Origin of the sequence: Gordonia sp. BP-119, from assembly GCF_016924115.1 — a bacterium.
GTDB classification, from domain to species: domain Bacteria; phylum Actinomycetota; class Actinomycetes; order Mycobacteriales; family Mycobacteriaceae; genus Gordonia; species Gordonia hongkongensis.
The window spans coordinates 1-22,461 of record NZ_JAFFZF010000041.1 but is presented as its reverse complement, the minus strand read 5'-3'; the positions used below and the strand labels follow the sequence as shown (position 1 = coordinate 22,461).

Sequence of the window (22,461 nt, the reverse complement as noted above, 5' to 3'; positions counted from 1 at the left end):
GCGGGGTTCCGGGTCCGTAGGATTCGGTCGTTCGACCGACACCGGGGCAGAACGACATCTCGGACATGGCGTCGCCCGGCGCCGGGAGCGAAGCGAGCGGGCCGAATGGACACCGGCGCCGGGAGCGAAGCGAGGGGGCCTCGATCGATGGAGTCGCTGCGCCGGACAAGGCAAGATCGGACTGGTGTCAGACGTGCAGTTGATCGAGGTGGGCCCGCGGGACGGGTTGCAGAACGAGCAGACCCTGCTCTCCGTCGAGGAGAAGATCGAGTTCATCGCCCGGGCCGTCGACGCCGGCGTGCGCCGGATCGAGGCGGTGAGTTTCGTGAATCCCAAACGCGTACCGCAGATGGCCGGCGCCGAGGAGGTCATGGCCGGGGTGCCCCGCGTGGACGGTGTCTCCTATATCGGGCTCGTCCTGAATCGTCGTGGCCTCGACCGCGCTCTCGCCTCCGCGGTCGACGAGGTGAACGCGGTCGTCGTGGCCACCGAGGCGTTCAGCCGCCGTAATCAGGGCTGCAGCGTCGAGGACACCGTTTCCGCGGCCGTCGACGTGGTGCGCGACGCGCGCGCGGCCGGCCTCGCGACGACGGTGACCATCGCGGTCGCGTTCGGCTGCCCGTTCACGGGCGAGGTCGACCCGCGCCGGATCTCCGACATCGTGGCGCGGTTGACCGATCAGGCCGCCCCGGACGAGATCGCTCTCGCCGACACGATCGGCGTCGGGGTTCCGGCGCAGGTCCGCGATCTCGCCGCCCGCACGACGGATAGTGCGCCCGGTATTCCACAGCGCTGGCACTTCCACAACACGCGGAACACCGGCTACGCGAATGCTCTCACCGTGCTCGATTCGGGTGCCGGCGCCATCGACGCCAGTGTCGGCGGATTCGGTGGGTGTCCGTTCGCGCCCTCGGCGACCGGCAACATCGCGTCTGAGGATCTCGTCTACGCACTCGATCGGTCCGAGGTCATCACGGGTGTCGACATGCAGGGGCTGATCGACACCGCCGCGTGGCTGGGCCGGGCCCTCGACAAGAATGTCCCCGCACTCCTCGGACGTGCCGGAGCATTTCCGGCCGTCCGCGCAGACGGGGACATCTGAGCGGGACCCCATCGGTGCGAACGCACCGGTGGGACACCCTTCGTCGACTATCCGGTGGTGTGGACGATCAGCACGTCGCACGCCGACTTGCGGGCCACATCGGCGGGGACCGATCCGAGGAGCCGGCCGGCGATCGAATTCAGGCCGCGATTGCCCACGACGAGAAGATCGGCCTTGACGTCGCTCACCAACTGCAGGAGCGCGTCGACCGGAGCACCCTTGACCGGGCGCTGCACCACGTTCGACGCACCGGCCTTGGTGGCCCGTTCCTTCGCGGTTCGCAGGATCTCCTCGGTCGGCGTCGATCCGGTGACCTGGTACGCCTCGTCTTTCAGGACATCCGCGGCGTCTCCGGCTCCGCGCTCGTTCGGGAAGTACGCGCACGCGATCACCAACTGAGCGTCGCCCGCGAGTGCACCCGCACGCTCCACAGCCTTCATCGACGACTCGGAGCCGTCCGTTCCGACGACGACGGTTTCGTAAGAGCTCATCCCAACCTCTCGACATGAATTCGCCTCGCTGCCCATCAGCGAGGCGTCATCGCGTATACCCACAATGCAGGGGTCCTGCACGGGGACATTAGTGTGCCACGGGCACGTCTGTCCCCCGTTCGTGGTGATCGGCACATCGTGAACCCGACGCTGCCACCCCGAAGCCGTCACTTGATCCCGGCCGCGTCCATCCCTCGCATCTCTTTCTTCAGATCGGCGATCTCGTCGCGGAGTCGTCCGGCGAGTTCGAACTGCAGATCCCGAGCGGCACTCATCATCTGGTCGGTGAGTTGCGACACGAGGTCGGCGAGCTCGGCGCGGGGCATCATCGACACGTCACGCTTCTCGATGACCCCCGAACTACCGGCTTTCGACACCTCACCCTGTGCGCGGCGTCCGCGGCTGGAGTTGCGTCCGGAACCGCCGACCGCCACGGCCTCGTCTTCGGCTTCCTTGTAGACCTGGTCCAGGATGTCGGCGATCTTCTTGCGCAGCGGCTTCGGATCGATGCCGTTCGCCTTGTTGTACGCGATCTGCTTCTCGCGACGCCGCTCGGTCTCGTCGATGGCGTTGCGCATCGAGTCGGTGATCTTGTCCGCATACATGTGGACCTCGCCGGACACGTTGCGGGCCGCGCGACCGATCGTCTGGATGAGCGACGTGGTGCTCCGCAGGAAGCCCTCTTTGTCGGCGTCGAGAATCGCGACGAGCGAGACCTCGGGCAGGTCGAGACCCTCGCGGAGCAGGTTGATGCCGACCAGAACGTCGTAATCACCGGACCGCAGCTGGCGGAGCAGTTCGACACGACGCAGGGTGTCGACCTCCGAGTGCAGGTACCGGACGCGGATACCGAGTTCGAGCAGGTAATCGGTGAGATCCTCGGCCATCTTCTTGGTCAGGGTGGTCACCAGGACGCGCTCGTCGCGATCGGTTCGCTCGCGGATCTCATGGACCAGATCGTCGATCTGGCCCTTGGTGGGTTTCACCACGACCTGCGGGTCCACGAGTCCCGTCGGACGGATCACCTGTTCGACGAACTCGCCGTTGGACTGGCCCAGTTCGTAGGGCCCGGGAGTCGCGGACAGATAGACGGTCTGTCCGATGCGGTCGACGAACTCGTCCCATGTGAGCGGTCGGTTGTCGACCGCCGAAGGCAACCGGAATCCGTACTCGACGAGGTTGCGCTTGCGCGACATGTCGCCTTCGTACATGCCGCCGATCTGGGGCACCGTCACGTGCGACTCGTCGATGACGAGGAGGAAGTCGTCCGGGAAGTAGTCGATGAGCGTGGCCGGCGCGCTCCCCGCGGCTCGGCCGTCGATGTGGCGCGAGTAGTTCTCGATGCCCGAGCAGAATCCCACCTGACGCATCATCTCCAGGTCGTAGGTGGTGCGCATGCGCAGACGCTGGGCCTCCAGCAGCTTGCCCTTGCCCTCCAGCTCGGCGAGTCGTTCCTCGAGCTCGCGCTCGATGCTCGCCATCGCCTTCTCCATGCGCTCGGGCCCGGCAACATAATGGGTGGCCGGGAAGATGCGCAGCGAGTCGACCTGGCGCACGACGTCACCGGTCAGCGGATGCAGGAAGTACAGCGACTCGACCTCGTCGCCGAAGAACTCGATGCGCACAGCCAGTTCCTCATAGGACGGGATGATCTCGACCGTGTCCCCGCGCACCCGGAAGCTGCCGCGGGTGAACGACATGTCGTTGCGCGTGTACTGGACGTCGACGAGCAGACGCAGCAGGGCGTCGCGATCGATCTCCTGACCGACCTCGATCTCGACGGACCGGTCGAGATAGGACTGCGGCGTACCGAGGCCGTAGATGCAGGACACCGAGGCGACGACGACCACGTCGCGTCGCGACAGCAGGCTCGACGTCGCCGAGTGACGTAGGCGCTCGACGTCGTCGTTGATCGACGAGTCCTTCTCGATGTAGGTGTCGGTCTGCGCGATGTACGCCTCTGGTTGGTAGTAGTCGTAGTACGAGACGAAGTACTCGACCGCGTTGTTGGGCAGCATCTCGCGCAGTTCGTTCGCGAGCTGCGCTGCGAGCGTCTTGTTCGGCGCCATCACGAGCGTCGGGCGCTGCACCTGCTCGATGAGCCAGGCCGTGGTCGCCGACTTTCCGGTGCCGGTCGCGCCGAGGAGGACGATGTCCTTCTCCCCGGCCTTGATCCGGCGGGTGAGGTCTTCGATGGCGGCGGGCTGGTCGCCGGCCGGTTCGTACTCGCTGACGACCTGCAGGCGGGCATCGGTCCGCTCGATCTCGCCGACCGGCCGGAACTCCGAGTGCGCGATGACGGGGCGTTCTGCTGCAAAAGCCATAGTGCCAGGGTAAACGCGACCTATGACATCGATGTTCCCGCGGACCGGCGTCCGACGAGCGCGGCGACGAGCACGAGCGCCGAGCACAGCGGGATCGGCTGGCCGACGACGACGAACACCCCGACGTCGGCGAGGACCGCGACGGGCGCCGCGATCCGGACCGCCGGGCCCGGAACCGGCGCCTTGCCGCGGGACCGGCGCGGCACGCGCGACCACGGTTTCGCGATCGACAGCCAGCCCTGGAACGCGATCAACGTGGCCATCAGGACCGTCGACGCGAGCAGGCCGGCCGACGCGACTTCGCGGGCGCGCGCCGCTGAGTCGAGAGCTGGTGAGAGCACCGCGATCCCGACGACGAGCTGGCTCACCGTGATCGCGAACTTCACGAGGACCCACCAGTGGAGGAAGAAGCCCCACGGCGTCGTCGCGGACAGCAGGAATCCCGACATCGCGGACACATTGGCAGAGACCACCAGGACCGTGGTGTCGAGGACGTGTGCTGCGACCGCGCCCCCGTCCCCGGGACTCAGCATCAGAACCGCCATCGCGAGCGCCTGGCTCATCCAACAGACCGACGAGAGCACATGTATCCACAGCAGCAGGTGCCGTGCGCACTTGACGGTCGGCCGCGCTGTGATTCGTTCGCGGGCCACTCCACGGCCCCGTTCGGCGACGAAAGTCCTCATGTTCCGACCATCCCGCGGACCGGCGGTCGGACGCATCGGTGAGAACTCGGGCTTTCACCCTGAGATCGTCGGTGAGGCTGTCTAGATTCAAAGCATGACGAGCGATGGCGGGCGCACCGCCGACCCCGGGTCAGCACCGCACCCGCTACACCCGCCCAAACGCGAGGTCTTCGACGTCCCGGCGATGACGAACACCGACAACAAGGGATTCGTCCGGGAGGTCGAGGAGTATCGCGTCACCGACTTCGGGCTGTACATGTCGCGCCACGCTCCCGGGCACCCCAGATTCGACCACCTGGAGTCATGGCTGCTACCCGCTTTGGGGTTGCGCGCCAACATCTTCCACTACCAAGGCGGCTACCGCGAAGGGCAGCGCCTGTACCTGGATGTCGGCCGGTTCGCCGGCCCCGACGACGACGGCCGGTGGCATGCCGAGGACTGGTACCTCGATCTCGTCGACGTGCCGGGCACCCCTCCCCTGCTGCTCGACACCGACGAGCTGCTCGAGGCCCACCGTGAGGGACTTCTCGACACCGCGCAGTGCGTCGAAGCCGTCGAGATCGCCACGCGTGCACTAGTCGGCGCGGCGGAACACGGCAACGACATACAGGCCTGGCTCGACGCCGCGGCGGGTGGTGCGGTGGCCTTTCGCGACCACGACCACCGCCGCCACGGCGAGGCCCGGTAGATCAGTACGTCGGTAGCACGAAACACGATCCGTTACGGATGAAGTCCGGGAGCTGGACGCCGGTGCCCACCGTGACCGCCCTCGACTTCTCGACACCGTCGAGGGTCGCCTTCAGCAGGTAGCGGCCCGGCGTCGACGGCCGCCACTTGGGCCGGATCTCGACACTCGTGGGCTTCTGGTCGTAGATCGTGACCGTGCGCCCGGCGCCCACCAGGGTGACCTTCAGATTCGACTTCGCCGAACGCGGATCGCTGACGAGAACCGACAGTGTGTAGGAACATCCCGCGCCGTACACCCCGTAGTTGAACGAGCCGTTGGCCGACGAGCCGTAACCCGGAAGAGTGTCCACCGCGATGCCCTGCAGCGCCGCCTCCGCCGGCGCGGCCAGCGCCACGCTTGCGCACGCAACTGCACCGAAAGCTATTGCGCCACTGGCAATCCGCGCGCGACTCCGACTTCCCCGACCGACCATGCTGTACTCCACTCCTGGGCTTCGTCCTCAGCGACCACCCCCACCGCGGGGGCGTGCGACTCACAAGTTAGCAGCGGACGGGGCAGCAAGTGCCAATTTTGGCAACGTTTGTAGTCAGTTTTTGTGCCAACCGCCGGTCAGCGTGTCACGACCCGCACCGCGGCCGGCCGCCCCGGGTCACAGGACCCGTACTGATCCGGTCCGGCCGGTGCGAATCCACCGTCGGCGAGACGATCTGCCAAGCCCTCCGCGGCGCCGGCGTCACGTGCGGTCACCCGCAACTCGACCGTCGCCGGGTCGACGATGTCGACCGCGGTGGCCAGTTCGCCGGCGAGCGCCCACAATCGGTTCACCAGACGCGCGGACGGACCATCGGGATTCGGTTCTGCTGCCACGAGTCCGGGCACCGACTCGGCGACGCGACGCTCGCGGACGTTCAACTCGAGCGGCACGAGGCGCTCGTCCCAGACCCGGGCGGCCGATGCCGCCAGTTCCTCGGGGGCGCCCGAGTTGTCCAGCCATACGTCGGCCACGGCACGACGCTGCTCGTCGGTCGCCTGCGCGGCGATGCGGGCGCGGGCATCGGCCTCGGCGACACCCCGCATGGTCGTCAGCCGGTGCAACCGCACGTCGGCCTCGGCGAACACGATCACGACCAGATGGAAGAACGGCGCCGTGTGGTTCTCGACCAGCAGCGGGATGTCTTGCACCACAATTGCGTCGGCCGGCGCGTCGTCGAGCATGGCCTGAGTCCGCGCCCCGATGAGCGGGTGGGTGATGCCGTTGAGCGTCAGCCTCGACTCGTCGTCGACGAAGGCCTTCGCCGCGAGAGCCGGACGATCGAGACTCCCGTCGGCGGCCAGGATGTCCGGACCGAACGCCTCGACGAGCGCAGCCAGACCCTCGGATCCCGGCTCGACCACCTCCCGGGCGACCTTGTCCGCGTCGATGATGTACGCGCCCCGCTCGACGAACGTCTTCGCCACAGTCGATTTGCCGGCCCCGATGCCACCGGTCAGCCCAAGCCTGATCACGCCCACCAGTCTGACAAATTCGTCTGCGACACGTTGGAAGGGCCCCGCAGACACGAGAGACCCCGTCTCGCGCGATGACCCTCAGCGGGTCACGACGTCGAGACGAGGTCTCCTCGGGTTGATGGATCAGCCGGTGACGGCCGCCAGTTCGATGGTCTCGTGCGGCAGGTCCGCCTCGCCGACCTTTTCGTTCTTGTTCAGATCGACGGCGACGATCTTCTTGGCCGCCGGGTCGCTGACGTAGGCGATGCCCTCCTGCACCACGACGTTCGGCATCGGGGACTGCCACTCGTCGGGTTCGGTCCACGCGCCGATGGCGGGGATCGTGGCGGTCTTGGCCGCCGTGTCGGCGTCGAAGACGTGTAGGGCACCGTCGGTTCCCAGGATCACGGCGGACCCGCCGGGACCGCGCTCGATGGACCGGAAGCTGTAGGAGGTGCCGAGGTCGACGAGCCGGAGCTGACCGGTGCGGGTGTCGGTGAGCGAGAACCGGGTCGGCCGTTCGAGTTCGGCGTCCGGATCGGACTTGTAGTCGCCGAGGATGATCGGGGACTCCTCGCTGCCGGCCTGGTTGCCGATGCGGCCGTACTCGTCGGGGCTCTCGACCTTGCGGATGTCGTTCCCGTTCACGATGAGCAGTCCGTCCTCGCAACCGAAAGCGAGGACTCCGTCGGCGCCGGCGGCCTCACCGTGCACGCCCGGGCACTGGTCGTTGCGCACGATCTCCTTGCGCTCGGGATCGAGGATCGCAATCCCGCTGCGCGAGTCCTCGTTTCCGACGGTGACGACGACCGTGCCGTCCTCACGGAACACCGCGACCCCGTGGTGCGGCTCGGGAAGGGTGAACGAGGTCGACGCCGGGTTGCCGCGCAGGAGTTCGGCGGGCTCGACGATGTCGACCTGGCCCGTACCGTCGGTGAAGAGCGCGATCCGGGAGTCATGCGGCACAACGTGTCCCGGCTCTTCACCGCCGAACGTCATGTCGGTGAGGGCCGGTGTCGTCGTGTAGTAGTGACCATGGTCGCCGTGCTGACGCGTCCAGGTACCCATGTCGAGAACCCGGAACCCGTTCGACTCCGAGACGAACACGTTGCGGCCGTTGTCAGCGCTGTTGAGCCGGATGAAGCCGTCGATCGGGAGGTCCGCGACCTGCTCCAACGACTCTGCGTCGAGGATCAGGATGCCGCCGTCGTAGCTGAGCGCGAGGCGCGGCGTGGCGCTCTGCTGCTCGACGGCCGCGGCCGAGCTGGAGGCGGGCGCGGATTCGCTCGAATCCTCGCTCCCGCAGGCGACGAGCGCGAACGACGCGGCGGTGAGAAACGCGAGAGAGCGGGTCAGTTTTGTCCGTTGTGCAAACACCCGAACAGTGAACATGGATATGAAAATCATTGTCAACAACGCATGGGATGGTGGTGGCCCGCAACAGCCGCTCCTCACGAACACCCCGGCATCAGGACAGCAACGGCCGCAACCCGTCGAGCACGCGGGCGAGTCCGAATTCGAAGGCGTCGTCGGGGGCGCCGGGCGCCTGATGGATCTCTCCGACCGCACTGCCGACCCGATCCGACAGGGGGTACGCACCATCGGGGATGACCGCCGCGAGTTCAGGACCGACGATCTCCCACCATCGCGCGTCGCTCATCCCGGATTCCTCGGCGGCCGTCCGCTCCCCGACCGCCTCGCGGGCGTTGCCGGCCACGAAGGCACCGAGCAGTGCGATGATGTGGTCTCGCTGCACATCCGAGATGTCGGTCGACTCGAGCAGTTCGAGCTGCCGCTCGTACCGGGCCAGACGGTGCGGGCCCAGCACCTGGCGCCACGGCGAGGCCGCCAGCAGCCATGGGTGGTCGAGACACTCGGCACGGAGTGCGCGCGCGACTCCCGCCAGGGACTCGACGACGGTCGGGGCCGACCCGGGCATCGGAGTCCGTGCCGTCACGTGATCGATCATGAGCGCCACCAGCACGTCACGCGTCGGCACGTAGGTGTACAGACTCATCGGCCCGACGCCGAGTTCGGCGGCCAGGGCGCGCATCGAGACGGCACCGAGCCCGCGCTCGTCCGCGAGGTCGATCGCCGCCGTCACGATGTCGTCGACCGACACCCGCTGCCGCGGCCCCCGCCGCGGGCCGTCATCTCTAGCCTCGGCCCGCCAGAGCAGTCGGACCAGCGTGCGTGCATCATCTGCGGTCGACACGGCGACGCCTTTCCCGTACGGTGTACTGAGTAACAACTCCGTACACCGTACCAAGAGGAGCGTCCACTGCCCACTCAGGCCACGTATCTGCCGGACCTGCACCAGTTCGCGCTCTGGTCTTCCCACCAATCCGACGCCGGGAACCTATCGGACAGCTGCCGTCTCGCGGTCCCGGACGGCCGCGACCTCGTCGTTCGCGACGTCCGCTGCGAACTCGTCGACCCCCCGGCGCTCCTGGCCGCGTGCGACCAGGGTGATCCGAGCCGTGTCGCGGAGTCGGTCGAAGCGTGGCGACGCACACTCGCCGGCGACTCCGCGACACCGCTGCCGCTCGCCGCACACGCCGAGATCGATCCCACCGGGACGGCGATGACGACTGCGGACTTCGCCCGTACAGCGCTGCAGGAGTGTCTCGCCGCCGAGGACATACTGCGAGACACTCTGCGAGCCCACCTGCGGCCCTATCAGATTCGCGGTATCGCCTGGCTGGCCCGGACCGCGGAGGTCACCGGCGGTGCCGTGCTGGCCGACGAGATGGGACTGGGCAAGACCGTCCAGGCGATCGGACTGCTGACGCTTCGGGCACACGAGGGACCACAGCTGGTCGTCTGCCCGACCAGCCTCGTGACCAATTGGAGTCACGAGGTGGCCCGCTTCGCGCCCGATCTGAACGTGTACACCGGCCCCCTCGAGCATGCGCCGGACGGGCCCGGTTCGATCACCGTGATCTCCTACGCGAGACTGCGACTGAGCATCGCCGATGTCCGTCGATTCGACTGGGCCACAGCCGTGTTCGACGAGGCGCAGGCCCTGAAGAACCCGCGCACCCAGGTGTCACGCGCGGCGCGCACCGTCGGCGGCCGGGCTCACGTCGCGTTGACCGGCACTCCCATCGAGAACAGTCTCGACGACCTCTGGGCGATTCTCCGGGTCGTCGCGCCCGCACTGTTTCCTCACCGGGCGGTGTTCCGGCGGCGCTTCACCAAAGCCGTCGACGACGGCGACGCCGGCGCGCTGCGACGACTTCGGGTGGCGGTCGCGCCGGTGATGTTGGCGCGCACCAAGTCCCGCGTGGCGTCGGCGCTGCCGCCGAAGATCGCCAATCCGGTGCTCGTCGATCTGACCGACGAACAGGCGCAGCTCTACGACGCTCACCTCGCGCGCGTGGAAGACACCGGCTTCGGCGACGGATTCGAACGACACGGACGGATTCTCGCCACACTCACCCGGCTCAAGCAGATCTGCAACCATCCCGGCCTCGTCACCGGCGACACCCGGGTGCTCGCGGGACGCTCGGGCAAGCTCGACGTGTGCACGGAGATCCTCGGTGACAACCTGCGTACCGGCTCCCCCACGCTCGTCTTCACCCAGTACCGGGAAACCGGTGAACTCCTCGTCCGGCACTTCGCCGAACAACTGGCGGTCGACGCACCGTTCTTCCACGGCGGTCTCTCGGCGAGCCGTCGCGACGAACTCGTCGCCGCCTTCCAGTCGGGCGAGGGCCCCGGGTTGATGGTCATGAGCCTCAAAGCAGGCGGCGTCGGACTCACCCTCACGCGCGCCTGCGACGTCATCCACTTCGACCGCTGGTGGAACCCGGCGGTCGAGGCCCAGGCGTCCGACCGCGTGCACCGAATCGGCCAGGAACGTCCCGTCACGATCACCACCCTCACCTCGGCCACATCCCTCGAAGAGCACATCGATCGCCTGCACCGGCGCAAGTCCGCGCTCGGCGCGCACGCGGACGACACGTCCGCTCTCACCGAGCTGACCGGCCTCGACGACGAGCGGTTGATGGACATCCTGCGGCGTCACCGGGAGGCGCGATGACCAGCACTCCTGCCGAATTCGGGTTCACCCGCTGGGGCGCCGAGATCGTCCGGCTCGCCGAGCCGATCTCGGCGCGTGGCCCCAACGCCTCGGCACCACGAGCCCGCAGTGTCGCCCGCAACGGCGGCGTCACGCTCACCGTCGACGGACGTTCGGTCAGCGGTCTGGTGCAGCGTGGCGGCGAGGCGTCGATGGCACATCTCGAGTTCGATGCCATGTCCCCGGCGACCGCGACGACGCTGCGGGAGGTGCTCGGCGAGTCCACCGAACCGACCGACGACATGCACCGTCGCCTCATCGAAGCGGCGTCGTGGTCGTCGCCGGTTCTCGACGTCGCCGACTGCTCCTGCCGCGCCCGCGGCGATCGATGCCTGCACATCCTCGCCACGCTCTATGCACTCGCCGCGGCCGTCGATCGAGAGCCCTTGCTGGCCCTCCGCCTACGCGACTTCGAGGCACGGCTCAGCGGAGTCGCCGGTGGCGCGGAACACCCGGATGGACCACCGAGCCGGATGCCGCTGCGCTGGGCGGCCCTGACAACCTTCGACGCCCGCGACTACTGGACGATCGGGCGTGCAGCTGCTGCCCCGTTCGTGACCGATGACCCCGAGCGCCACCCCGCTCCTTGATCCGAAAGAACGGCATAACCCCTGGTCGCGGAGGTTCTTTCGCAGTCCACGGACGAGCCGTTGTGCGCGGTGCGGGCCCTTCTACCGCTCCCTAATCCGAAAGAACGACATAACCATTGCTCCCTGAGGTGCGAGGAGCGCCAGCGACGAGCCACGAAGGGCCTGATGAGACAGGTTGCGGAGCCCTTCGTGGCTCGCTTCGCTCGCACCTCAGGGAGCAGGCGGTGACGCGCCCTCCGCAAGCTCCGGGCGCTCCCCAGGGAGCAGGGGGCAGGTCGTTCTTTTGGCTTGCAGAGCAGAGCGAGCCAAGTCAGCGGTTCTGGCTTGTCAGCGAGCAGCACAACACACGAGAGAAGCCCTCCCGGTTTCCCGGGAGGGCTTCTTCATCGTGCTCGGTGAGCGAGGCGTGTCAGGCGTTGCCCGACAGCTTCTCACGCAGTGCGGCAAGCTGCTCGTCGCTGGCCAGCGAACCGCCGGCCGACGATCCGCCGGTCGAGCTGCTGCTCGACGACGATCCGCCGCGGCTCTCCGACGCCGACGAGTAGTCGGTCGGGGCGTTGGCGGCCTCTGCGGCAGCAGCGGCGAACTTCTCCATCTGGGCGGTGTGCATCTTGTGGCGACGCTCGGCCTCGGCGTACCGGGCCTCCCATGCCTCACGCTGCTTCTCGAAGCCTTCGAGCCATTCGTTGGTCTCGGCGTCGAAGCCCTCGGGGAAGATGTAGTTGCCCTGCTCGTCGTAGCTGTCGGCCATGCCGTACTTCGAGGGGTCGAACTCCTCGGTGTAGTCCTCGTTGGCCTGCTTCAGGCTCAGCGAGATCCGACGACGCTCCAGGTCGATGTCGATGACCTTGACCATCGCGTCGTCACCGACGGCGACGACCTGATCCGGCACCTCGACGTGGCGCTCGGCCAGTTCGGAGATGTGGACCAGACCCTCGATGCCCTCGTCGACCCGGACGAACGCACCGAACGGCACCAGCTTGGTGACCTTGCCCGGCACGATCTGGCCGATGGCGTGGGTGCGGGCGAACTGGCGCCAGGGATCTTCCTGAGTTGCCTTGAGCGACAGCGACACACGCTCGCGGTCCAGATCGACGTCGAGGACCTCGACGGTGACCTCGTCGCCGACGGCGACGACCTCGGACGGGTGATCGATGTGCTTCCAGGACAGCTCGGAGACGTGGACCAGACCGTCGACGCCGCCGAGATCGACGAACGCACCGAAGTTGACGATCGAGGACACGACGCCCTTGCGGACCTGGCCCTTCTGCAGCTGGTGCAGGAACTCGCTGCGGACCTCGGACTGGGTCTGCTCGAGCCATGCGCGACGCGACAGGACCACGTTGTTGCGGTTCTTGTCGAGTTCGATGATCTTGGCCTCGATCTCCTTGCCGATGTACGGCTGCAGATCGCGGACGCGGCGCATCTCCACGAGCGATGCCGGGAGGAAGCCGCGCAGGCCGATGTCCAGGATCAGGCCGCCCTTGACGACCTCGATGACGGTGCCCTTGACGGCCTCGTCCTTCTCCTTGAGCTCCTCGATGGTGCCCCAAGCCCGCTCGTACTGCGCACGCTTCTTGGAGAGGATCAGACGGCCTTCTTTGTCCTCCTTGGTGAGGACCAGGGCTTCGACCTCGTCACCGACGTTGACAACCTCATTGGGGTCGACGTCGTGCTTGATCGACAGTTCGCGAGAAGGGATGACGCCTTCGGTCTTGTAACCGATGTCGAGCAGAACCTCGTCCCGGTCGACCTTGACGATGGTGCCTTCCACGATGTCGCCATCGTTGAAGTACTTGATCGTGGAGTCGATGGCGGCGAGAAAGTCCTCGGCAGTGCCGATGTCATTGACGGCTACTTGCGGCGAGGTGATCGTGGGGGACGACATATGTTGAGTTGCTCCGGACAGGTGTGTAGTAGGTACGATTCTGCAAAGCTCTGTTGATCGACACCACCTGGACCGGCCTGTCACCGGTCAGGGCAGGTGCGAACCGCGCGTCATCGGGCACACGCGCGTGTAGAAGCCTACTCCAGCGGCATTGTGCTGGGCAAATGGCTCGTCTCACGAGGCCGCCAGGACGTGCGGCCCGACGGGAGATGAGACGATCCCCACGTGGCGCACTCACTCGAACTCCTCCTCGACGACTCGTCCGACCAGCAGGTTCGGGCCGAATGGGACGCCCTCGCCGCAGCCGGACTCCCCCATCAGGGTCGCGTCGCGTCGCCGACGAATCGGCCCCACGTGACGCTGGTGGCCGCGTCCCGGATCGACGGGAACGCCGATGCGGCACTGGCCGCGGTCGCCATGCGCCTGCCGGTGGGGATGCGGCTCGGCGCTCCGATCGTCTTCGGCGGCGGTCGACGATCCACGCTCGCGCGGCTCGTGGTGCCGTCGAGCGAACTACTGTCGGTCCACGCCCAGGTCTCGCGGCTGTCCGCCGAGTTCGTCGACCCCGAGCCGGCCGACACGGCGACAGCCTCGACCGATGGTCGCCGAATGCCGTTCGCGCACACCGTTCCCGGGCAGTGGACCCCGCACGTCACCCTCGCGCGGCGGATGGACGCCGAACAGCTCGTCCGCGCCTTCGACATCCTCGACATCCGCGCCGAGATCGTCGGCGAGTTCACCGCACTGCGACGCTGGAATCCAGATGCGGGAACCGACGTCGTGCTCGCGGGGCGGGCCTGCTGATCGCACTGCGGGTCAGACGGCGGAGCCGCCGTTTCCCCGTCGGCCCGGCAACGCGCCGAGTAGCCGACGAAGCCGGGAGTCCGGACGGAACCGCGGGCAGGACCGCTCGCCGCAGAGCGCGCAATCCGTACCCGTCCGGTAGTGCTCGTGAGCCGATCGGTCGTGACCGCATCGGCAAGTCTGGTCGCCCACGGCGCTCAGGTTACCCAAGCAGGGTCTTCGGACCGGGGTCGTCGAAGGTTGTGACCCACGTCGTCGCCACGGCGACGAGCGCGTCCCACCGGCACCGGGTGAAGACCTCCGAGATCACGATGAGAGTGACTTGAGAGCCCACGGCCCGATGATCTGGGTATGACCGAAACACTGAGATCCTCCACCGACCGACCAGCACCGAGCGCCGACGAGTTCGCCGAACGACTCTTCGGTTCGACGCTCGCCACCGCCGAGACCATGAGCGTGTACCTCGGCGAGCGCCTCGGGTGGTACCGATGCCTGGCCGAATCGGGCCCCCTCACCGCCGACGGGCTGGCCGAACGAACCGACACCAACGCACGCTATGCCCGGGAATGGCTGGAGATGCAGAGCGCCTTCGGCATTCTCGACGCGGACCTCACCACCCGGCCGCACACCTTCGCGATCTCGCCGGGCGTCGCCGAGGTACTCACCGACACCACCAGCCTGTCGTACCTCGGCGCGCTCCCCCGCATGTTCGCGGCGTCGGCACGCCATCTCCCGGAGTTGCTCGATGCCTACCGGAACGGTGGGGGCGTGAGCTGGGAAACCTTGGGCGCTGACGCGCGGGAGTGCCAGGCCGATCTGAACCGGCCCTGGTTCGACGCACGCCTCGCGCCCGCGCTGGCCGGCGTCGAAACCCTGCACGAGCGGTTGTCGCGGCCCGGGGCGCGGATCGCCGACGTCGGGTTCGGAGCGGGCCACTCGACCATCGCACTCGCACGGGCCTACCCGGAGGCCACCTTCATCGGGCTCGACGTCGACGAGGCGTCGGTACGGATGGCCCGTGCGCATGCCGAGTCGGCGGGTGTCATCGACCGCGTGACGTTCCTCGTCGCCGACGGCGACGAGGCGGCGGCGCACGGCCCGTTCGACGCCGCCTTCGCGTTCGAGTGCCTACACGACATGCCGCGGCCGGTCGAGGTCCTCGCCGCGGTCCGGCGCGCACTGGCGCCCGGAGCTTCCCTGATCGTCATGGATGAAGCCGTATCCGACGAGTTCGACGGTCCCGCAGACGATCTCGACAAGATCATGTACGGGTTCTCGTTGCTGGTGTGTCTGCCGGACTCGATGAGTTCACCACCGTCCGCGGCCACCGGCACGGTGTTCCGACCGTCGACGCTGCGTCGGTACGCGCACGACGCGGGTTACGCCGACGTGACGGTCCTACCCATCGAGGATTTCAGCTTCTTCCGCTTCTACGAGCTGACGACCTGACCCCGTCGGTGCGCGCCCGGCGCGCAACGAGGTGACGGCGATGTCGACGACGTCGGACGGAGCCGTGGCGGCACCGGTCGCGACGAGATCGTCCGTCACCGCCTCGCCCAACGCTGCTCGGATTCGATTCTCGACGGAACCGAGTCGCTCGACGTCGTTCCCGAACGGATCGGACCCGGCCGCCTCGTGTGCTCGCCGGGTGGCACCGAGGATCAGAGCCGCCTGTTCGCACCGCCCGAGATCGACCAGGACGTCGATCACCGAGCGCAGGGTCACCCACTGATTCGTCCAGTTTCCCGCTTGCCGAAAATGCTCGAGCACCTCCACGTACGACCGGGCGGCGGCGTCGGTTGCGCCGGAACGGGCCTCGATCGACGCCCGCGACGCCATCGCCACCCCGAGCAGATACCGGTCACCGTGCCGGCGCGCGGACTCGATGGCACCCTCGAGGAGTTGCCGCGCCCGCCCGGGATCGGCGTCGAGCAGACACTCGCCGGACACGTAGCGACACCAGGCCGCGACAACGTCTTCACCCGCTGTGGCACAGGCGATCTCGAGGGACCGCGCAGCCGGGTACGCGTCCTCGCCGCGGTAGGCGCGGATGAGCAGTGCACTGATGTCGGCCATGTGCGCCGCCCCCGGCATCCCGGCCGCCAGTGCGAGTTCGCGGAACGTCCGCGCGTCGTCGAGCGCAGTGTCGAGATCCCCCTGAAACAGGCCGATGTCCACGAGCATCATGTGGAGGTAGACGCGGACCGACGGGTCTGGGCCGGCGTCGAGGCCCCGGCGCGTGCACCGCCGCGCGGTCGGCAGGTCGCCATCGAAGCGGGCACCGCCGGCCGACACCGCCCACACCGCGGACCCGAGCGACGAGTCGTCGTGACGGTCGATGAGCATCCGCGCCCATGCGGTGACCTCCGGACTCATGGTCAGTTCGAGGAAGGGGATCGACCCCTGCAGGATCGTGTCGGCGAGAGCGGGATCGTGAACACTCGCATGGTCGATCGCCTGCCGCACGTCATCGAGCCGTTCATCGATCAGGCGCGCGGCGTCGAGGTGTCCGCGACCGTAGACCTCGCACCCCAACGGACCGAGCCAATCCGCGACCCACGCGGTGTGCGCACACCGCGCACCGTCGAGGGCGTCCCGACTCGCCAGTGCATCGATACCGAAGGCACGCAACGTCTCCAAGAGGAGGTAGCCCCCCGGATCGACCGACACCATGCACGCGTCGACCAGTTCGGCCATCGCATCGGCCACGTCTTCGCGGTCCAGCACTCCCGTCGCCGCGGCCAGGAACTCCGCATCGTCGAGTCCGAACCGGGAGGGGAAGATGCTGAGGACGTCGAACAGACCACGCGCTGAGTCGCTCAGCAGTCCATAGGACCAGTCGACGAGTGCGTGCAGGCTCCGGTGCCGGGGCGCGATCCCGCGCGGACCGCGCAGGACCCGGAAACGCCAGTGCAGTCGGTCGACGAGCACTGCCGGCGGTATCGCGCGCGCCTTCGTCGCCGCGAGCTCGACGCCGAGCGGCAGGCCGTCGAGCCGTCGGCAGATCTCCGCGATCGCCGGCGCCGTTGCCTCGTTCAGCTCGAAGCGTGGATCGCGTGCCCGGGCACGGACACAGAACAGCCGGACGGCATCCGACGACTCGATGGCGGCGGGCGCCGCATCCACGTCCGGCACCGGAAGTGGGTCAAGGGAGATGATCTGTTCGGCGGCAATTCCCAGCGGCACCCGTGAGGTCGCGAGCACCGTGATATCGGGGCACCGATCCTGCAGCGCGACAACGAGTTCGACCGCTGCCTCGAGGACGTGCTCACAATTGTCGAGCACGAGCAGTCCGCGTCGACCGGTCAGCGCGCCGGTGAGTGCGTCCAGGGCCGCGACATCGCGACGCATCGACAGGCCCGTCGCCGAAGCCACCAGGTGCACCACCGCGTCGCGGCTCGCGACCGCTGCCAGTTCGGCGAACCAGACGGGACGGTCACTCGGCGACCGGACATGGTGCCGGACAAGCGCCGTCTTGCCAACACCACCGGGGCCGAGGACCGTGAAGACCCCGCGTCCCCGCACGGTTGCCGTCAGGCCAGTCAGGTCGGCATCCCGGCCGATCAGCTGGCCCGAATCATGGTTCGCCGCGCCGATTTCGGTATGTGGTACCGCGACTGTTCGTTCCGGCCGCCCATCGCCGCGGACGCGGCGCGGCGGCGGGTCCCCGTCGAGGATGCGGGCATGCAGTTCGCGGACCGACGGGGCCGGGTCCGTGCCGAGGTCCTCCGCGAGGCGTCGACGCAACCGTTGGTAGGCATCGAGCGCCTCGGCCGCGCGATCCGTCCGCCACAACGCCGCCATGACCCTGAGGTGGAGCCCCTCGCGATAGGGATGATCATCGGCGAAGGGCAGCAACCGGACATAGGCGTCTTCCGGACGGCCGAGGGTGACCAGGGCATCGGCAGCTGTCTCCGCGGCCAGGACACGCCGTTCGAGGAGCGCCCCGACCTCCGGCTGCGCCCAGGCACAGTCGGCGAACTCGCCGTATGGCGTTCCATGCCACAGACTCTCGGCCTGGTCGAGCAGATCGACAGCCAGCTGTGGCTCGGCATCGACGACGGCGACGGCCCGTGCCACGGTGTCGTCGAAGAGCAGTGCGTCGACATCGGTCCGATCGACGAGGAGCGTGTACCCGGGCGCGGTCGTGACGACTCGCAGACGGCCGTCGACCTGACGTCGCCGCAAGGTGGTTCGCAGTCGGAAAACGAGGTTGTGCAGGGCCGACTCAGGTGTGGCCGGCGGCGCGTCGGCCCACAGGATGTCGGTCAGCCAGTCCACATCGGCAACCGCATTCGCGCGCAATGCCAGGGCGGCGAGCAGACAGCGGAGGCGAGGGGTGCCGAACTGCGGTCGGGACACACCCGCGTCATCCGGTGTGTCCACCGGACCCAGCAGAGTGAGACAGACCATGGCCTTATCATCGCAGGATGTCCCCCAACCAGGCGGAATCCGAACAAACCACATCGAACGGCCCGGGGTCGAGCCGTCCCCCGAGGATCCTCGGCGAGGTCGACTCCGCGACCAGTGACCGTGCCAGCCGGTGGTGGTGGGATCACGATGCGGAGAACTATCACGTCGAGCACGGCGACTTCCTCGGTGCCCATGCCGCGGGCGGGGATTTCGTGTGGTGTCCGGAGGGTTTGCGCGAGGCCGATGTACGGCTCCTGGGGGACATCGAGGACCAGGACATCCTCGAGATCGGCTGCGGTTCGGCGCCCTGCGCCCGATGGCTGGCCGCGCACGGCGCGCGCGCAGTCGGCGTCGACCTGTCGCGGCGGATGCTGGGCATCGGACTCGACGCGATGGCGGCGGAAGGCGTGCGGGTCCCGCTCGTCCAGGCGACCGCCGAGACCCTGCCCTTCGCGGCCGCGTCGTTCGACGCCGCGTGTTCGGCCTTCGGCGCGGTACCGTTCGTCGCCGACTCGGCCGGAGTGATGAGCGAAGTCGCACGAGTCCTGAAACCCGGTGGGCGTTGGGTTTTCGCCGTCAACCACCCGATGCGCTGGATGTTCCTCGACGATCCCGGGCCGGAGGGCCTGACCGTACGAATCCCCTATTTCAGCCGCACGCCGTACACCGAGACCGATGCCGACGGAACGTTGACCTACGTCGAGCACCACCGCACCATCGGCGACCGTGTTCGCGAACTCCGGGCCGCCGGGTTCGTTCTCGACGACATCGTCGAACCCGAGTGGCCGGACGGTTTCGACCGCACCTGGGGGCAATGGAGCCCGTTGCGCGGCAGCTACTTTCCGGGAACAGCCATCTTCTGCAGCCACAAGGCCGACTAGCGGCGCTCACAGCAGCTTCGACAAGAACTCCCGAGTGCGCTGTTCTCTCGGATCGGCGAGGACCTGACGAGGGTTCCCCTTCTCCACGACGACGCCGCCGTCCATGAACACGAGCTGGTCGGCGACCTCCCGGGCGAAACCCATCTCGTGCGTGACGACCAGCATGGTCATGCCCGACGCAGCCAGCTCACGCATCACCTTCAGGACATCGCCGACGAGTTCGGGGTCGAGCGCCGAGGTGGGTTCGTCGAACAACATGAGTTTGGGGTCCATCGCGAGCGCACGCGCGATGGCGACACGCTGTTGCTGGCCACCCGACAGCTGGGCCGGATAGGCGTCGGCCCGGTCGGACAGGCCGACCCGGTCCAGCAGGTAGCGGGCTTTGTCGACCGCCTCCGAACGCGACTGACGCTTCACCTGCATCGGCGCCTCGATCACGTTCTCGAGGGCCGTGCGGTGCGGGAACAGATTGAAATGCTGGAACACCATGCCGATGTCGCGTCGCTGGGTCGCCGCGTCCTTGGCACTCATCTCGTGGAGCTTGCCGTTGCGTTCCCGGTAACCGATCAGATCACCGTCGACGTAGAGCCGGCCGGCGTTGACGACTTCGAGGTGGTTCACACAGCGGAGAAACGTGGACTTCCCCGATCCCGACGGACCGATGAGACACAGCACCTCGCCGCGCGCCACCTCCAGCGAGATCCCCTTGAGGACCTGGACCGAACCGAAGCTCTTGCAGACCCGGTCGGCCACCACCATGGGCGGCGGCGATCCGCCGGCGGCCGGTGCGGCCGTGTCTTCTGCGGGACTCATGCCTTCTCTCCCCCTGCCGGCCCGGCGGCGCCGCCGGGCGCCGTGGCCGCGCCGTCGGCCATCGTCTTGAGTTGCCGCGCCGTGAGCTGCCGGGTCGCGCCCTTCGCGTAGTAGCGCTCCACGTAGTACTGGCCCACCATCAGGACACTGGTGATGACGAGGTACCACGTGGACGCGACGAGAAGCAGCGGGATCGGCTCGAAGATCACGCCCGAGATGTCCCGCTGTCGTCCGTAGAGGTCGAGGGTGAGCGGCACGGCCGCCACCAGGCTCGTGGTCTTGAGCATGCTGATCAGCTCGTTGCCGGTGGGCGGGATGATCACCCGCATGGCCTGGGGCAGCACCGTTCGTCGCATGGTCTGCGCCCACGACATACCCAGTGCCACCGACGCCTCGGTCTGTCCCTCACCGACCGAGGACACACCGGCGCGGACGATCTCGGCCATGTACGCTGCCTCGTTCAGGCCGAGTCCGATGACCGCGAACAGGAACGCGGCGTTGAGCGTCTGGATGTCGAGCGACACGAACTGGTGCACGAACGGGATGCCGAGGTCGATCTGCTTGTAGATCGCCGGGAACAGGCCCCAGAAGACCAGCTGCACATACACGGGGGTGCCGCGGAAGATCCACAGGTACACCCACGATGTGCCGCGCAACACCGGGTTCGGGCTCAGCCGCATGATCGCGAGGACGACGCCGAGCACGATGGCGATGGTCATCGACAGCAGGGTCAAAGCGAGCGTGTAACCGACTCCCGACAAGATGCGCGAGTCGAAGAGATAGTTGCCGTACGTGCCCCAGCTGTAGGCCTCGTTGGTGGCGGCACCGTAGACGAACAGCGCGCCCAACACGACGATGATCACCGCCGCGACCCACTGTCCGGGACGACGGAGCGGAACCGCCTGGATCGGTTCGGGTTCGCCCGGCGGTGACGCGGCGGTGCTGTGCGGTGACGTCATGTCAGCTCACCGCGCCGTTGATGACGGAGACATCGATCATGCCCTCCTCGAGGCCCCAGTTGGCCGCGATCTCTTCGTACTGTCCGTTGTCCATCAGGTACTGCACAGCCCGCTGCAGTGCGGGCGCGAGCGGTGAACCCTTCCGCACCGGCCACCCGTACGGCGCGGAGTCGAAGACCCCACCGGCGGGCTTCAGACGGTCGTCGGTGCGTTTGATCGCATAGGCCGTGACCGGCGAGTCGGCCGACATCGCGTCCACCCGGCCCAGGATCAGTGCGTTGACGGCCTCGTCCTGGCTGTCGAACCGAACCTTGTCGATCGCCGGTTTCCCCGCAGCGACACACGCCGCGCTCTTGGCGGGAACCTCGTCGGTGTCCTCGTAGGTGGTGGTCTGCACCGCGACTCGGAGGCCGCAAGCGTTGTCGGGGTCGATCTCGTCGTCGTTGTCGCTCGCCTGCGCCCACTGCACGCCCGCGCTGTAGTAGGTCACGAAGTCGACCTGCTTCTCGCGCTCGAGGGTGTCGGTGAACGACGACATCCCCAGCTGGTAGGTCCCGGCCTGCACCGAGGGGATGATGGTGTCGAACTGGGACTCCTTGTAATCGGGTACGAGTCCGAGCACCTTGCCGACGGCGTTCATCAGGTCGACGTCGTAGCCGATGATCTTTCCCGACGCGTCCTTGAACTCATTCGGCTGGTACGGGATGTTGACCCCGACGATCAGGCGTCCGGTGCGCGCGATCTCCGGTGGGACCAGCGCGGCGATCTCCGGCACGGTCGCGACGTCGACGTCGATCGGGACGACCTGGCCGGCGCGCTCCCGCGCCTCGTTGTCCACGCATCCGGTTACGACGACCAGGACGGCGAGCAGGACGCCGAGCCAACGAGCCACCCGCGTCACACCACTACCCTTCGTCCGGCCGATCGCACCAACTCACTGTAGTTCGCCCGCCGCGCCCCGGCTCGCCACCCACCGTTCACGCGTGTGCGCGCCTGTTTCCGCTCCCTCAATCCGAGAGTCCCGCAAACCATTGCTCCCAAAACGAAAGAACAACAAACCGCTGGTCTATGTTGTGCAAGCGATGCCCCCCTCTGCTCCCTGAGGTGCGAGGAGCGCAAGCGACGAGCCACGAAGACATCCCAGGGGTGCAAGGTGTCAAGCGGCGAGGTTGGCGCGGTGGTTCCAGGCGGTGTGTTCGTTGTAGAGGGTGCGGTGTTTGAGGCAGCCGTGGAGGATGCCGATGAGCCGG

General features: G+C 67.7%; 20 protein-coding genes. 7 read left to right on the top strand and 13 right to left on the bottom strand.

Going from position 1 to position 22,461, the window contains the following annotated elements; all coding sequences use genetic code 11:
• Positions 1-184: 184 nt before the first annotated feature.
• On the top strand, positions 185-1,102 hold the full coding sequence (locus tag JW364_RS19740) for a hydroxymethylglutaryl-CoA lyase (RefSeq protein WP_165629957.1): 918 nt from the start codon (positions 185-187) through the stop codon (positions 1,100-1,102).
• A gap of 47 nt (positions 1,103-1,149) precedes the next feature.
• On the opposite strand, the gene JW364_RS19735 is transcribed toward JW364_RS19740, so the two are convergent.
• The 3 genes from JW364_RS19735 to JW364_RS19725 form a co-directional block, all read right to left on the bottom strand.
• A complete protein-coding gene (locus JW364_RS19735) occupies positions 1,150-1,593 on the bottom strand; it encodes a universal stress protein (protein WP_058251858.1) in 444 nt (147 codons plus the stop codon).
• Positions 1,594-1,760: 167 nt separating this feature from the next.
• Positions 1,761-3,917 (bottom strand): excinuclease ABC subunit UvrB, encoded by a 2,157-nt coding sequence (gene uvrB, locus JW364_RS19730; protein ID WP_058251857.1) that lies wholly within the window; start codon positions 3,915-3,917, stop codon positions 1,761-1,763.
• 20 nt (positions 3,918-3,937) lie between these two features.
• Entirely contained in the window at positions 3,938-4,603 is a 666-nt protein-coding gene (locus JW364_RS19725; RefSeq protein ID WP_240199349.1) for a hypothetical protein, read from the bottom strand.
• A 94-nt stretch (positions 4,604-4,697) separates the two neighbouring features.
• Between JW364_RS19725 and JW364_RS19720 the strand changes: the two genes are divergently transcribed.
• Positions 4,698-5,291 (top strand): DUF402 domain-containing protein, encoded by a 594-nt coding sequence (locus JW364_RS19720; protein WP_137810693.1) that lies wholly within the window; start codon positions 4,698-4,700, stop codon positions 5,289-5,291.
• 1 nt (position 5,292) lies between these two features.
• Here JW364_RS19720 and JW364_RS19715 read toward each other — a convergent pair whose 3' ends face one another.
• The 4 genes from JW364_RS19715 to JW364_RS19700 form a co-directional block, all read right to left on the bottom strand.
• Positions 5,293-5,763, bottom strand: coding sequence for a hypothetical protein (locus tag JW364_RS19715; protein ID WP_065632416.1), 471 nt, complete (start codon positions 5,761-5,763; stop codon positions 5,293-5,295).
• A gap of 137 nt (positions 5,764-5,900) precedes the next feature.
• Positions 5,901-6,797, bottom strand: coding sequence for a dephospho-CoA kinase (gene coaE / locus JW364_RS19710; RefSeq protein ID WP_205334141.1), 897 nt, complete (start codon positions 6,795-6,797; stop codon positions 5,901-5,903).
• A gap of 126 nt (positions 6,798-6,923) precedes the next feature.
• Positions 6,924-8,156 carry a zinc metallochaperone AztD gene (aztD, locus tag JW364_RS19705; protein ID WP_205334142.1) on the bottom strand — a complete coding sequence of 411 codons (1,233 nt, stop codon included), beginning with the start codon at positions 8,154-8,156 and terminating at the stop codon, positions 6,924-6,926.
• A 91-nt stretch (positions 8,157-8,247) separates the two neighbouring features.
• Complete coding sequence (locus JW364_RS19700) at positions 8,248-8,994, bottom strand: TetR/AcrR family transcriptional regulator (protein WP_205334143.1); 747 nt, start codon at positions 8,992-8,994, stop codon at positions 8,248-8,250.
• Between the two features lie 369 nt (positions 8,995-9,363).
• On the opposite strand from JW364_RS19700, the gene JW364_RS19695 reads away from it, so the two are divergent.
• Positions 9,364-10,824, top strand: coding sequence for a DEAD/DEAH box helicase (locus JW364_RS19695; RefSeq protein ID WP_240199347.1), 1,461 nt, complete (start codon positions 9,364-9,366; stop codon positions 10,822-10,824).
• Positions 10,821-11,453 carry an SWIM zinc finger family protein gene (locus JW364_RS19690; protein WP_205334144.1) on the top strand — a complete coding sequence of 211 codons (633 nt, stop codon included), beginning with the start codon at positions 10,821-10,823 and terminating at the stop codon, positions 11,451-11,453. The genes JW364_RS19695 and JW364_RS19690 overlap by 4 nt, the downstream gene beginning before the upstream one ends.
• Positions 11,454-11,862: 409 nt before the next feature.
• Here the strand turns inward: JW364_RS19690 and rpsA are convergent, their stop codons facing one another.
• Positions 11,863-13,341 carry a 30S ribosomal protein S1 gene (rpsA, locus tag JW364_RS19685; RefSeq protein WP_058251851.1) on the bottom strand — a complete coding sequence of 493 codons (1,479 nt, stop codon included), beginning with the start codon at positions 13,339-13,341 and terminating at the stop codon, positions 11,863-11,865.
• A gap of 225 nt (positions 13,342-13,566) precedes the next feature.
• On the opposite strand from rpsA, the gene JW364_RS19680 reads away from it, so the two are divergent.
• Complete coding sequence (locus JW364_RS19680; protein WP_205334145.1) at positions 13,567-14,145, top strand: 2'-5' RNA ligase family protein; 579 nt, start codon at positions 13,567-13,569, stop codon at positions 14,143-14,145.
• A gap of 202 nt (positions 14,146-14,347) precedes the next feature.
• On the opposite strand, the gene JW364_RS24465 is transcribed toward JW364_RS19680, so the two are convergent.
• Entirely contained in the window at positions 14,348-14,479 is a 132-nt protein-coding gene (locus JW364_RS24465) for a hypothetical protein (protein WP_275892329.1), read from the bottom strand.
• Positions 14,480-14,496: 17 nt separating this feature from the next.
• Between JW364_RS24465 and JW364_RS19675 the strand changes: the two genes are divergently transcribed.
• Positions 14,497-15,594 carry a trans-aconitate 2-methyltransferase gene (locus tag JW364_RS19675; protein WP_205334146.1) on the top strand — a complete coding sequence of 366 codons (1,098 nt, stop codon included), beginning with the start codon at positions 14,497-14,499 and terminating at the stop codon, positions 15,592-15,594.
• On the opposite strand, the gene JW364_RS19670 is transcribed toward JW364_RS19675, so the two are convergent.
• Positions 15,544-18,558 carry a BTAD domain-containing putative transcriptional regulator gene (locus JW364_RS19670; RefSeq protein WP_240199346.1) on the bottom strand — a complete coding sequence of 1,005 codons (3,015 nt, stop codon included), beginning with the start codon at positions 18,556-18,558 and terminating at the stop codon, positions 15,544-15,546. The two genes, JW364_RS19675 and JW364_RS19670, sit on opposite strands and share 51 nt — an antisense overlap.
• 17 nt (positions 18,559-18,575) lie before the next feature.
• Here JW364_RS19670 and JW364_RS19665 point away from each other — a divergent pair, with 17 nt between their 5' ends.
• Positions 18,576-19,439 (top strand): class I SAM-dependent methyltransferase, encoded by an 864-nt coding sequence (locus JW364_RS19665; protein WP_205334147.1) that lies wholly within the window; start codon positions 18,576-18,578, stop codon positions 19,437-19,439.
• A gap of 6 nt (positions 19,440-19,445) precedes the next feature.
• On the opposite strand, the gene JW364_RS19660 is transcribed toward JW364_RS19665, so the two are convergent.
• Genes JW364_RS19660 through JW364_RS19650 form a run of 3 tightly spaced genes read right to left on the bottom strand, consistent with a single transcriptional unit; the run spans position 19,446 to position 22,112 of the window.
• Complete coding sequence (locus JW364_RS19660; protein ID WP_272498183.1) at positions 19,446-20,252, bottom strand: amino acid ABC transporter ATP-binding protein; 807 nt, start codon at positions 20,250-20,252, stop codon at positions 19,446-19,448.
• On the bottom strand, positions 20,249-21,211 hold the full coding sequence (locus tag JW364_RS19655; RefSeq protein ID WP_205334148.1) for an amino acid ABC transporter permease: 963 nt from the start codon (positions 21,209-21,211) through the stop codon (positions 20,249-20,251). The genes JW364_RS19660 and JW364_RS19655 overlap by 4 nt, the downstream gene beginning before the upstream one ends.
• A 1-nt stretch (position 21,212) precedes the next feature.
• Positions 21,213-22,112 carry an ABC transporter substrate-binding protein gene (locus JW364_RS19650; RefSeq protein WP_205334149.1) on the bottom strand — a complete coding sequence of 300 codons (900 nt, stop codon included), beginning with the start codon at positions 22,110-22,112 and terminating at the stop codon, positions 21,213-21,215.
• Between the last annotated feature and the right edge of the window lie 349 nt (positions 22,113-22,461).

Bases quoted from the DNA above. Each gene is read 5' to 3' on its own strand.
- JW364_RS19735 (WP_058251858.1), bottom strand. From the start codon at position 1,593: ATGAGCTCTTACGAAACCGTCGTCGTCGGAACGGACGGCTCCGAGTCG.
- uvrB (WP_058251857.1), bottom strand. From the start codon at position 3,917: ATGGCTTTTGCAGCAGAACGCCCCGTCATCGCGCACTCGGAGTTCCGG.
- JW364_RS19725 (WP_240199349.1), bottom strand. From the start codon at position 4,603: ATGAGGACTTTCGTCGCCGAACGGGGCCGTGGAGTGGCCCGCGAACGA.
- JW364_RS19720 (WP_137810693.1), top strand. From the start codon at position 4,698: ATGACGAGCGATGGCGGGCGCACCGCCGACCCCGGGTCAGCACCGCAC.
- JW364_RS19715 (WP_065632416.1), bottom strand. From the start codon at position 5,763: ATGGTCGGTCGGGGAAGTCGGAGTCGCGCGCGGATTGCCAGTGGCGCA.
- JW364_RS19695 (WP_240199347.1), top strand. From the start codon at position 9,364: ATGACGACTGCGGACTTCGCCCGTACAGCGCTGCAGGAGTGTCTCGCC.
- JW364_RS19690 (WP_205334144.1), top strand. From the start codon at position 10,821: ATGACCAGCACTCCTGCCGAATTCGGGTTCACCCGCTGGGGCGCCGAG.
- rpsA (WP_058251851.1), bottom strand. From the start codon at position 13,341: ATGTCGTCCCCCACGATCACCTCGCCGCAAGTAGCCGTCAATGACATC.
- JW364_RS19675 (WP_205334146.1), top strand. From the start codon at position 14,497: ATGACCGAAACACTGAGATCCTCCACCGACCGACCAGCACCGAGCGCC.
- JW364_RS19670 (WP_240199346.1), bottom strand. From the start codon at position 18,558: ATGGTCTGTCTCACTCTGCTGGGTCCGGTGGACACACCGGATGACGCG.
- JW364_RS19665 (WP_205334147.1), top strand. From the start codon at position 18,576: ATGTCCCCCAACCAGGCGGAATCCGAACAAACCACATCGAACGGCCCG.
- JW364_RS19660 (WP_272498183.1), bottom strand. From the start codon at position 20,252: ATGAGTCCCGCAGAAGACACGGCCGCACCGGCCGCCGGCGGATCGCCG.
- JW364_RS19655 (WP_205334148.1), bottom strand. From the start codon at position 21,211: ATGACGTCACCGCACAGCACCGCCGCGTCACCGCCGGGCGAACCCGAA.